The organism is Streptococcus sp. HMSC073D05, from assembly GCF_001812015.1.
Classification (GTDB): domain Bacteria; phylum Bacillota; class Bacilli; order Lactobacillales; family Streptococcaceae; genus Streptococcus; species Streptococcus parasanguinis_D.
In genome coordinates, this window is sequence record NZ_KV807487.1 from 82,892 (window position 1) to 93,356 (window position 10,465).

At 38.5% G+C, this 10,465-nt stretch carries 11 protein-coding genes and 1 other annotated feature; all 11 genes read left to right on the forward strand.

Annotated features, from left to right (window positions below; translation table 11 throughout):
* The coding region (locus HMPREF2832_RS03080) for an LPXTG cell wall anchor domain-containing protein (protein WP_148131346.1) at positions 1 to 1,901 on the forward strand (1,901 nt) is incomplete at its 5' end.
* Positions 1,902 to 2,047: 146 nt separating this feature from the next.
* Complete coding sequence (locus tag HMPREF2832_RS03085) at positions 2,048 to 2,557, forward strand: dihydrofolate reductase (RefSeq protein WP_049496209.1); 510 nt, start codon at positions 2,048 to 2,050, stop codon at positions 2,555 to 2,557.
* A 208-nt stretch (positions 2,558 to 2,765) separates the two neighbouring features.
* Positions 2,766 to 3,998, forward strand: coding sequence for an ATP-dependent Clp protease ATP-binding subunit ClpX (clpX, locus tag HMPREF2832_RS03090; protein WP_049496205.1), 1,233 nt, complete (start codon positions 2,766 to 2,768; stop codon positions 3,996 to 3,998).
* 11 nt (positions 3,999 to 4,009) lie between these two features.
* Entirely contained in the window at positions 4,010 to 4,612 is a 603-nt protein-coding gene (gene yihA, locus HMPREF2832_RS03095) for a ribosome biogenesis GTP-binding protein YihA/YsxC (protein WP_003016353.1), read from the forward strand.
* Between the two features lie 149 nt (positions 4,613 to 4,761).
* Complete coding sequence (locus HMPREF2832_RS03100) at positions 4,762 to 5,466, forward strand: glucosaminidase domain-containing protein (RefSeq protein ID WP_049496201.1); 705 nt, start codon at positions 4,762 to 4,764, stop codon at positions 5,464 to 5,466.
* A gap of 156 nt (positions 5,467 to 5,622) precedes the next feature.
* Entirely contained in the window at positions 5,623 to 6,420 is a 798-nt protein-coding gene (locus tag HMPREF2832_RS03105; RefSeq protein ID WP_024055609.1) for a formate/nitrite transporter family protein, read from the forward strand.
* Between the two features lie 61 nt (positions 6,421 to 6,481).
* Positions 6,482 to 6,616, forward strand: a sequence feature (ribosomal protein L10 leader region).
* Between the two features lie 38 nt (positions 6,617 to 6,654).
* Positions 6,655 to 7,155 (forward strand): 50S ribosomal protein L10, encoded by a 501-nt coding sequence (gene rplJ, locus HMPREF2832_RS03110; RefSeq protein WP_003001722.1) that lies wholly within the window; start codon positions 6,655 to 6,657, stop codon positions 7,153 to 7,155.
* 75 nt (positions 7,156 to 7,230) lie between these two features.
* Complete coding sequence (rplL, locus tag HMPREF2832_RS03115; RefSeq protein WP_003016256.1) at positions 7,231 to 7,599, forward strand: 50S ribosomal protein L7/L12; 369 nt, start codon at positions 7,231 to 7,233, stop codon at positions 7,597 to 7,599.
* Positions 7,600 to 7,758: 159 nt separating this feature from the next.
* Positions 7,759 to 8,202, forward strand: a complete 444-nt coding sequence (locus HMPREF2832_RS03120; RefSeq protein WP_049495677.1) for a hypothetical protein — start codon at positions 7,759 to 7,761, stop codon at positions 8,200 to 8,202.
* Between the two features lie 148 nt (positions 8,203 to 8,350).
* Positions 8,351 to 8,809, forward strand: coding sequence for a hypothetical protein (locus tag HMPREF2832_RS03125; protein WP_049495679.1), 459 nt, complete (start codon positions 8,351 to 8,353; stop codon positions 8,807 to 8,809).
* 77 nt (positions 8,810 to 8,886) lie between these two features.
* Positions 8,887 to 10,250, forward strand: a protein-coding gene (locus tag HMPREF2832_RS09790; RefSeq protein WP_148131347.1) for an IS3 family transposase whose coding sequence is annotated in 2 segments (ribosomal slippage) — positions 8,887 to 9,328 and positions 9,328 to 10,250 — 1,365 coding nt in all. Because the reading frame shifts where the segments join, the coding sequence is not laid out codon by codon here.
* Positions 10,251 to 10,465: the final 215 nt, after the last annotated feature.

Sequence of the window (10,465 nt, forward strand, 5' to 3'; positions counted from 1 at the left end):
AAAAATCATTCACAGGAACAGGTACAGGCGTAACAGTGAAACGTGTTGATAAGAACGGTACACCAGTTACTGCAACTTACACACCAACTGCAACACCAGTAACACCAACTGCTGAGCCAGCAACATCTACAGACATCCAAGGTAAGACACAAACAGGCAAACCAACATTCACACCAGGTAACCCAGATGTACCAATGGATGATGATACACCTGCAACCTTTGAAGATGGTTCAACTACGAAGACCATTCCAGGTGAAGGAACTTACACAGTTGCTCCAGACGGAACCGTAACCTTCGTACCAGAAAAATCATTCACAGGAACAGGTACAGGCGTAACTGTGAAACGTGTCGATAAGAACGGTACTCCAGTTACAGCTAAGTACACACCAACTGTGACACCAGTAACACCAACAGCAACTCCTGCTGAATCAGAAGCACCTCAAGGTGTGGTTCAAACTGGAACTGTAACCTTCACTGAAGGTGACCCAGTTGCACCAATCGACAAGGATACCATTACTCTTCTTGACGAAAATGGTCAGCCAGCAGCATCAGTAGAAGCGAAATCACCATCAGGTGATGTGATCGGTACCTTCACTGTTGATAAAGAAACAGGTGTTGTGACCTTCACACCAACTGATAAATCTTACTCAGGTGAAGTCGTTCCAGTTAAGGTTCAAGCTAAAGACGCTAACGGAACAGCTGTAGAAACAACCTACACACCTAAGATTACACCGGTCGTACCAACTGCTGAACCTGCAACATCTACAGATATCCAAGGTAAAACACAAACAGGCAAACCAATATTCACACCGGGTAACCCAGATGTACCAATGGATGATGATACACCTGCAACCTTTGAAGATGGTTCAACAACTAAGGTAATTCCAGGCGAAGGAACCTACACAGTGGCTCCAGATGGAACAGTTACATTTGTACCAGAAAAATCATTCACAGGAACAGGAACAGGCGTGACTGTTAAACGTGTTGACAAGAACGGTACACCAGTTACAGCTAAGTACACACCAACTGTAACTCCGGTAATACCAACAGCAGAACCAGCTACAACTATTGGACCAAAAGGTAAAGAACAATCTGGTAAACCAGCATTCAAGGAAGGCGATAGCCGTGTTCCAATGAATGATGATGTTCCAGCTACATTTGACGATGGTTCAACAACTAAGACTATTCCAGGAGTTGGTACTTACACAGTGGTAGCAGACGGAACTGTAACCTTCACACCAGAACCTGAATTTACAGGAACTGCACCAGCAGTGACAGTGGTTCGTGAAGATGTGAACGGAACAAAAGCTTCTGCAACTTACACACCAACTGTTCTTCCAATCACTAAATTTGTTGATAAAGAAGGTAAGGAAATCCCAGGATATCTTACAGTTGATGGAGAAGAGCCAAAAGCTGAAATTCCAGGTTACCGCTTTGTGGAAACCAAGAAATTGCCTAATGGTGATACTGAACACGTCTATGAAAAAGTGACGACTTCATATGTAGACGAAAATGGGGACCCAATCCCAGGTAACCCAACAGAAGATGGGGAACAACCGAAGAAAGATATCCCAGGTTATGACTTCGTGAAGACTGTTGTAGATAAAGATGGAAACACTCAACATATCTACAAGAAGACTGTGACACCAACTCCAATGCCGGATCCAACTCCGACACCAGAGCCACAGCCGCAACCTACTTCACAACCAAAACCAGAAGAACCAACTATTCCTGTCGTTCCAGAAACGAAAGAAGAAGTGAAGTATATCGATCCACAAAATCCTACTGCACAACTTCCAAACACAGGAACAAAAGAATCTTCTACTGCTGGTCTTGCAATCTTTAGCGCTTTAGCAGGTCTCTCATTATTCGGATTTGCAAAACGCAAAAAAGAAGACTAAGCTAACTTGTGGCTAAGAAAAACCGCGAAAATCTCGCGGTTTTTTCTGTTTGTATTTTAAAAAATATCCTCCAAACTAGATAGTTGAAATCAGTCTTTTATAAGAAAATTTGATAAAATAGAAGTATCAGTGTAAAGGATGAGAGAATGAAAAAGATAATTGGTATCTGGGCTCAAACTGAAAATGGCATTATCGGAAAGGACCAAGTGATGCCTTGGCATCTGCCAGCTGAGCTTCAGCATTTCAAAGAAACAACCATGGGACAAGCGATTCTCATGGGAAGAGTGACCTTTGATGGTATGAAAAAACGGATTCTACCAGGTCGGACTAGTATTATCTTAACGCAAGATCAAGCCTATGATCCTGAAAATGATGCTGTACTCGTCATGCACAGCAAGGAAGAAGTCTTGGAGTGGTACCAGAACCAAGAGAAGAATCTTTACATTATCGGTGGCAGTCAGATTTTAAAGCTCTTCTCTGACCAGTTAGAGGAATTGATCCAGACCATGATTCATGCAAAGATTGAGGGCGATACATTGGCACCAACATTTGAAGAGAACCGCTATGAAAGAGTCCGTCAAGTCCATCATCCGAAAGATGAGAAGAACTCATATGATTTTACGGTCAACTATTATAAGAGAAAGGATTTAGACTAATGGAGCGAAGTGTCTTTGGTTTTTTTACAGCTGTCCTATGTGTCATCTGTTTGATTTGCGCCTTACAAACCTTTCGTAAAAAACGGTTTGGCCTCGCTATATTATTCTTACTAAATGCTTTTACCAATCTTGTGAATTCCATTCACGCCTTTTACATGACCTTATTTTAAACTAAATAGAAACAGAAAATGACAGAAAGAGGAAATACATGCCAACGAATCAAAACAATGATATGATGGTTTATTGCTCATTTTGCGGAAAGAGTCAAGATGAAGTCCAAAAAATCATTGCAGGAAACAATGCGTTTATCTGTAATGAATGTGTAGAGTTAGCTCAAGAAATCATCCGCGAGGAGCTTGCTGAAGAAGTACTTGCTGACCTTAGTGAAGTTCCAAAACCAATCGAATTGCTCCATATCTTGAACCACTACGTCATCGGTCAAGATCGGGCTAAACGTGCTCTTGCTGTAGCGGTATACAACCACTACAAACGCATCAACTTCCACGATACGCGCGAAGACGAGACAGATGTTGAATTGCAAAAATCAAACATCCTCATGATTGGCCCTACTGGTTCAGGTAAGACTTTTTTGGCCCAAACCTTAGCACGTAGCTTGAATGTCCCATTTGCCATTGCAGATGCAACAGCCTTGACAGAAGCTGGTTATGTAGGAGAAGACGTTGAAAATATTCTCTTGAAACTTCTTCAAGCAGCTGATTTTAACATCGAGCGTGCAGAACGAGGCATCATCTATGTAGATGAAATTGATAAGATCGCTAAGAAAAGTGAAAATGTCTCTATCACTCGTGACGTTTCTGGTGAAGGAGTGCAACAAGCTCTCTTGAAGATCATCGAAGGAACCGTCGCTAGTGTCCCACCTCAAGGTGGACGCAAACACCCACAACAAGAGATGATCCAAGTGGATACCAAGAATATTCTCTTCATCGTAGGTGGGGCTTTTGACGGGATCGAAGAAATTGTCAAACAACGTCTTGGTGAAAAAGTCATCGGTTTTGGTAAAAACAATAAAGCCATTGATGAATCAAGCTCTTACATGCAAGAAATCGTTGCAGAAGATATTCAAAAATTCGGGATTATCCCAGAATTGATCGGACGTCTTCCAGTCTTTGCTGCTCTTGAGCAATTGACAGTTGACGATCTTGTCCGTATTCTCAAAGAGCCACGCAATGCCTTGGTAAAACAATACCAAACCTTGCTCTCTTATGATAACGTTGAATTGGAATTTGATGATGAAGCCCTTCAAGAGATTGCCAATAAAGCTATCGAAAGAAAAACAGGAGCTCGTGGACTTCGCTCCATTATCGAAGAAACGATGATGGATGTCATGTTTGAAATTCCAAGTCAAGAAGATGTCAAACTTGTTCGAATTACAAAAGAAGCTGTAGATGGAACTGAAAAACCAATTCTCGAAACAGCCTAGAAAGATAAAATATGGAAATTAACACACATAATGCGGATATCCTCTTAAGCGCTGCAAATAAGAGTCATTATCCTCAAGATGAAATTCCAGAAGTTGCACTTGCCGGTCGATCCAATGTCGGCAAGTCTTCTTTTATTAATACTCTCTTAAATCGAAAAAACCTGGCCAGAACATCTGGCAAACCAGGAAAAACTCAATTGCTCAATTTCTTCAATATTGATGATAAACTCCGCTTGGTAGACGTACCTGGTTATGGCTATGCACGTGTCTCTAAAAAAGAACGCGAGAAGTGGGGACGGATGATTGAAGAATACCTCACCAGCCGTGAGAACTTAAAAGCAGTCGTTAGCCTAGTCGATTTTCGTCACGAACCTTCAGCAGATGATGTCCAGATGTATGAGTTCTTAAAATATTATGAGATTCCTGTGATCTTAGTTGCTACCAAGGCAGATAAGATTCCGCGTGGAAAATGGAACAAACACGAATCGATCATCAAGAAAAAACTAGATTTTGATCCTGCTGACACCTTTATTGTCTTTTCTTCTGTAACCAGGGAAGGACTAGAGAAGTCATGGGATGCTATTTTAGAAAATGCGTTTTACGAAATAAATTGAAATGACATGAAAATGTCATTTTTGTTTTGGATTTATCTCGCAATTGTAATACAAGTGTAATATAAGTGCCTTTGTTATCTTCTATTTATATGGTATAATCTCTATAAAGATAAAAGATGATAAAAAATTAATTGGAGATAAATTATATTATGAAAAAGAAAATACGGAATAAAGCGAAATTATTTGGTTTGTTCGTTTCTGTATTAGCAGTGGGGACATTTGCTGCTGCTATGAGCGAACACGTCACATCAGTTGGTGCTAATGATGGAACTTACCAAGCTTATTCAGACCCTACTGAAGCTTTCATCTCACAAATTGGTGAGTCAGCTCGTCAGCTCGGTCAAGAGAATGACCTTTATGCTTCCGTTATGATCGCACAAGCCATCCTTGAAAGTGGTTCAGGTCAGTCTGGCTTGTCTTCTTATCCACATTACAACCTTTTCGGTATTAAAGGAAGTTATGCTGGTCAATCCGCAGTGATGCAAACTTGGGAAGATGACGGTGCAGGAAATGCGTATATAATTAATGATGCTTTTCGTTCTTACCCATCTTACTACGAATCATTGCAAGATTACGTAGCTGTATTGAAACAAGGACATTTTGCAGGTGCTTGGAAGAGCAACACCTCTAGTTACCAAGATGCAACTGCAGCTTTGACAGGTGTTTATGCGACAGACACAAGCTACTATGCAAAACTTAATAACATCATTGAAACCTATAATTTAACTCAATACGATTCACCAAATGTTCAAGGTGGTATTACAGGTTCCGTATACAATCCATATCGCCAACAGTTCACTTCACAAGAAATCTTGAATTTGGATATCGCTTGGGCGAACCGTTTAAATTATTAAAACTAAGACAGGCATCTGCCTGTTTTTTATTATGTCTTGCTATATGATTTAAAACGTATATGTTGTAAATTTAAGAATTCTTCCTGAAAACCTTTTCATTCTTTTCTCTCTATGTTATAATGATTTTATTCACAAACATTATATAAGGAGAATATTATGTCTGAATCTAATTTTATTCAAAAAGTTGGAGCGGCGTGTAATAAGAAGGAAGATCTCTATCAGAAATCTAAAACGCGCTATGCAGTCCGTTCTATTTTTGCTGGTGGATTTCTCACTTTAAGTACTGCGGTCGGAGCTGTTGCAGCTGACTTATTAAATACCTTTGTACCTGGATCGGGTCGTTTTCTATTTCCATTCATCTTTGCCTGGGGCTTGGTTTACCTCTTATTCTTAAATGCGGAATTAACCACCTCAAATATGATGTATTTGACAGCGGGAACCTATCTAAAGAAGATCCATTGGAAGAAAGCATTGGAGATTCTTCTTTATTGTACCTTCTTTAATTTAATTGGTGCTTTGATCGTAGCTTTTCTGTTCAATCAAACAACAGCCTTTGCTCATATTGATCCAAAAGGATTCCTGGCTACGGTAGCAGAAAATAAACTCCAACGAAGCAATCAAGTGGTATTCTTTGAAGGGGTTATTGCCAATATCTTTGTAAATATTGCTATCCTTTCTTATTTATATTTCAAAGATGAAACAGCGAAGGTGCTCTTAGCTCTCTCTGCTATTTATATGTTTGTCTTTATGACCAATGAACACTTGGCGGCTAATTTTGCTTCCTTCTCATTATTAAGCTTTAATCCAGTTTCTAGCCAATTGCCACATTTTGAATTTTTAAATATATTACGTCACTATGGTGTCACCTTCTTTGCCAACTGGGTAGGAGGAGGAGTCCTCATGGGACTAGCCTATGCTTGGTTGAATAACATCAAGAGTCTCTACAACGATTAAAAAATATAAAAAAAGTTTGAAAAAGTACTTGCATTCTTTTTTAAAATGTGATAGACTAGTTTACGGTTTGAAAAAACTGCCTAAGACAGTAGGGGAGCTCGACTCATAAAAATCCTACCGAGGACAAAACGTATCAATTAAAAGAAGCGTATTGTACTTTCGTGTCTAGGTTTGGGCGCGTTTTTCTTTTGGAAAAATTCCCCAAGCAAAATAATTACGGAGGTGAACACACTAATGAGTGAAGCAATTATTGCTAAAAAAGCGGAACTTGTTGACGTAGTAGCTGAAAAAATGAAAGCTGCTGCATCTATCGTCGTTGTAGATTCTCGCGGTTTGACAGTTGAGCAAGATACAGTTCTCCGTCGCAACCTTCGCGGAAGCGAAGTTGAGTTTAAAGTTATCAAAAACTCAATCTTGCGTCGTGCAGCTGAAAAAGCTGGTCTTGAAGATCTTGCATCTGTATTCGTTGGACCTTCTGCAGTAGCATTTTCTAACGAAGATGTTATCGCACCTGCGAAAATCTTGAATGATTTTGCAAAAGACGCTGAAGCACTTGAAATCAAAGGTGGTGCAATCGAAGGCGCTGTCGCATCTAAAGAAGAGATTCTTGCACTTGCAACTCTTCCAAACCGCGAAGGACTTCTTTCTATGCTCCTTTCTGTACTTCAAGCGCCAGTGCGCAACGTTGCTCTTGCAGTCAAAGCGGTTGCAGACAACAAAGAAGACGCAGCTTAATCTTAAGCTACGCAGCGTAGCCTAGCTACAAAAAATAAAAATTTAAAATTAAAAACTTATTTGGAGGAAATAACAATGGCATTGAACATTGAAAACATTATTGCTGAAATTAAAGAAGCTTCAATCCTTGAATTGAACGACCTTGTAAAAGCTATCGAAGAAGAATTTGGTGTAACTGCAGCTGCTCCTGTAGCTGTTGCTGCAGCTGGTGCTGCTGACGCAGGTGCTGCTAAAGATTCATTCGATATCGAATTGACATCTGCAGGCGACAAGAAAGTCGGCGTTATCAAAGTTGTACGTGAAATCACTGGTCTTGGTCTTAAAGAAGCTAAAGAACTTGTTGATGGTGCACCTGGCGTTATCAAAGAAGGTGTTGCTACAGCTGAAGCTGAAGAAATCAAAGCTAAATTGGAAGAAGCTGGAGCTTCAGTTACTCTTAAATAATAGAGTTTCCAATAAAAATAAAAACCGAGGTTTAGGCCTCGGTTTTTTTGTGCATTCTTTCTTTCGTGACTTTTACAAGCCCTGTATCATCAAATATTTCATTGAGATACGACAAGATTGTTGCTATAATAAGGATATTCTATGAAATAAGGAGTAGGTATGAAAAATTTTAAACAGTTTCTTTTGGCTTTTATAGCAGTTTTTGCAGCAATCTTCCTTGTAGCTTGTGGGGCAAAAGGTGATAATGGGACTTATGTATTCGAACCCACAACAGAAGAAGTGAGGGAGATGCTACCAAGTCAACTTGCTTATATCATTACAGATGATTATAAATTTAGGGTTTCGATTATCATTAAGGATAAAGAAGGCGTTATGAAGGTTCAAATAAAATCAAATGTTCAAAATACCAATCAATCCTATGATTTTAAGGTTGACCAAAAACACAAAATATTTGTAATGAAGAATGACCACAGTGGGACAAAGATGACGTATAAAATTTCTAATCATATGCTAACCTTTATGGATGTGAAAGAATCAAACTCGAGTAGTTCTGATATTTTTGTAAACTATATAAAAATGGCTAAGTTTAAAAAAGTTAAATAATTTAGCGAAGGTAGTTACGGATCCTGCATTTTTATCGTTACATATTAGTTGATAAAAATATTACAAGAGTATTACATTTGTAATATTTCATTGCCGTGTGTCTGAATTGTTGATATAATAGGGTTAATCTAACTAAAAAGGAGAAGTTATGAAAAACTTTAAACGTATTCTTTTGGCTTTTGTAGCTGTTTTTGCAGCAGTTCTCTTGGTGGCTTGTGGTGCCAAAAGTGATAACGGGACTTATGTCTACAAACCATCAAAAACTGAACTTAAGAAACTTCTTGAGGAGCAAGGCATCTCTAGTAGTCAATTTGAGTCTATTGAAGACTCTGTTAAATTTGAAATTTCTATTAAGATCAAAGAATCAAAAGGAACTCTCAATGTCAAGGCTGAAGCCTTAGGTCAAAAGAATGAACAATCATATGATCTCAAAGTTAACCAAAAAGAAAAAACTTTCACCTCCAAAGAAGGTAGTGATGAAAAGATTAAATACAAGGTATCTGGAGATGTTTTAACATTTGATACATCAAATGTTAAGGACTCGGAAGATTCTTCAGTAGTAACAATGTTGAAAAACGCTAAATTCAAACGTACAAGTACAAAATAATTATTTAAAAGAGCAGGGAAATGAACTGCACCCCAAAAGTTAGACAGAAAAAATCTAACTTTTGGGGTGTTTTTATTATGAAATTGACTTATAAAGATAAAGTTCAGATCTATGAACTTAGAAAACAAGGATATAGCTTAGAGCAACTTTCAAATAAATTTGGGATAAACAATTCTAATCTTAGGTACATGATTAAATTGATTGATTGTTATGGAATAGAGTTCGTCAAAAAAGGAAAAAATCGTTACTACTCTCCTGAATTAAAACAAGAAATGATTGATAAAGTTCTACATGAAAACTGGTCTCAAGATAGAGTTTCTCTCGAATATGCTCTCCCAAATCGTGGTATGCTTCCAAATTGGATGGCACAATACAAGAAAAACGGGTATACTATTGTTGAGAAAACAAGAGGGAGAGTACCTAAAATGGGACGTAAACGTAAGAAAACTTGGGAAGAAATGACAGAACTAGAGCGGCTCCAAGAAGAGAATGAACGCTTACGTACCGAGGTGGCTTACTTAAAAAAGTTAAAAGAGCTAGAAGTCAGGGACGAAGCCTTACAACTAGAAAGGCAGAGACAATTAGAGAAATGGCTTCAGGAGGATTTCGACTAGATTTACTTCTTGAAGCGGCTCGTTTACCTCGCTCAACTTACTACTATCAGTTGAAGCAACTGGATAGGTTTGACAAAGATAAAGATCTTAAAGCTGAAATTCAATCTATTTTTACTGAGCACAAAGGAAATTATGGCTTTCGCCGAATGACTCTTGAATTGAGAAATCGTGGTTATGTGGTCAATCACAAAAGAGTTCAACGCCTGATGAAGGTCCTTGGTTTAAGTGCTCGAATTCGTCGTAAACGGAAGTATTCTTCATACCAAGGAGAGATTGGAAAGAAAGCAGCCAACCTTATTCAACGCCAATTTGAAGCATCCAAACCAATGGAAAAGTGCTACACAGATGTGACAGAATTTACCATTCCAGCAAGCAGTCAAAAACTCTATTTATCGCCGGTTTTAGATGGCTTTAATAGCGAAATTATCGCCTATAATCTTTCGACTTCACCAAATTTAGAACAAGTGAAATCTATGTTAGACCAGGCCTTCAGTGAGGATCATTACACAAATACTATTCTCCATAGTGACCAAGGATGGCAGTATCAACATCAGTATTATCATCATTTTTTAGAGGATAAAGGAATCCAACCGTCCATGTCACGTAAAGGAAACAGCCCAGATAATGGCATGATGGAGTCCTTCTTTGGCATTCTTAAGTCTGAGATGTTTTACGGTTATGAGAAGACATTTCACTCACTTGAGCAATTGGAGCAAGCTATTGTAGACTATATTGATTATTACAACAACAAACGAATTAAGGTAAAACTAAAAGGACTCAGTCCTGTGCAATACAGAACTAAATCCTTTGATAAATTAATTGTCTAACTTTTTGGGGTCAATACAAAACCTGCTCTTTTTCTTCTTTAAAACATCTTAAATCGGTATTAAAATAGTGGTAAAATCTGATTATAAAATACATTAGGAGATTGTTTATGAAAAATATAAAACGTATTCTTTTGGCTGTAGTAGCTGTTTTTGCAGCAGTCCTATTGGTGGCATGTGGTGGCAAAAGTGATAACGGGACTTATGTCTACAAACCA

Bases quoted from the DNA above. Each gene is read 5' to 3' on its own strand.
- HMPREF2832_RS03085 (WP_049496209.1), top strand. From the start codon at position 2,048: ATGAAAAAGATAATTGGTATCTGGGCTCAAACTGAAAATGGCATTATC.
- clpX (WP_049496205.1), top strand. From the start codon at position 2,766: ATGCCAACGAATCAAAACAATGATATGATGGTTTATTGCTCATTTTGC.
- yihA (WP_003016353.1), top strand. From the start codon at position 4,010: ATGGAAATTAACACACATAATGCGGATATCCTCTTAAGCGCTGCAAAT.
- HMPREF2832_RS03100 (WP_049496201.1), top strand. From the start codon at position 4,762: ATGAAAAAGAAAATACGGAATAAAGCGAAATTATTTGGTTTGTTCGTT.
- HMPREF2832_RS03105 (WP_024055609.1), top strand. From the start codon at position 5,623: ATGTCTGAATCTAATTTTATTCAAAAAGTTGGAGCGGCGTGTAATAAG.
- rplJ (WP_003001722.1), top strand. From the start codon at position 6,655: ATGAGTGAAGCAATTATTGCTAAAAAAGCGGAACTTGTTGACGTAGTA.
- rplL (WP_003016256.1), top strand. From the start codon at position 7,231: ATGGCATTGAACATTGAAAACATTATTGCTGAAATTAAAGAAGCTTCA.
- HMPREF2832_RS03120 (WP_049495677.1), top strand. From the start codon at position 7,759: ATGAAAAATTTTAAACAGTTTCTTTTGGCTTTTATAGCAGTTTTTGCA.
- HMPREF2832_RS03125 (WP_049495679.1), top strand. From the start codon at position 8,351: ATGAAAAACTTTAAACGTATTCTTTTGGCTTTTGTAGCTGTTTTTGCA.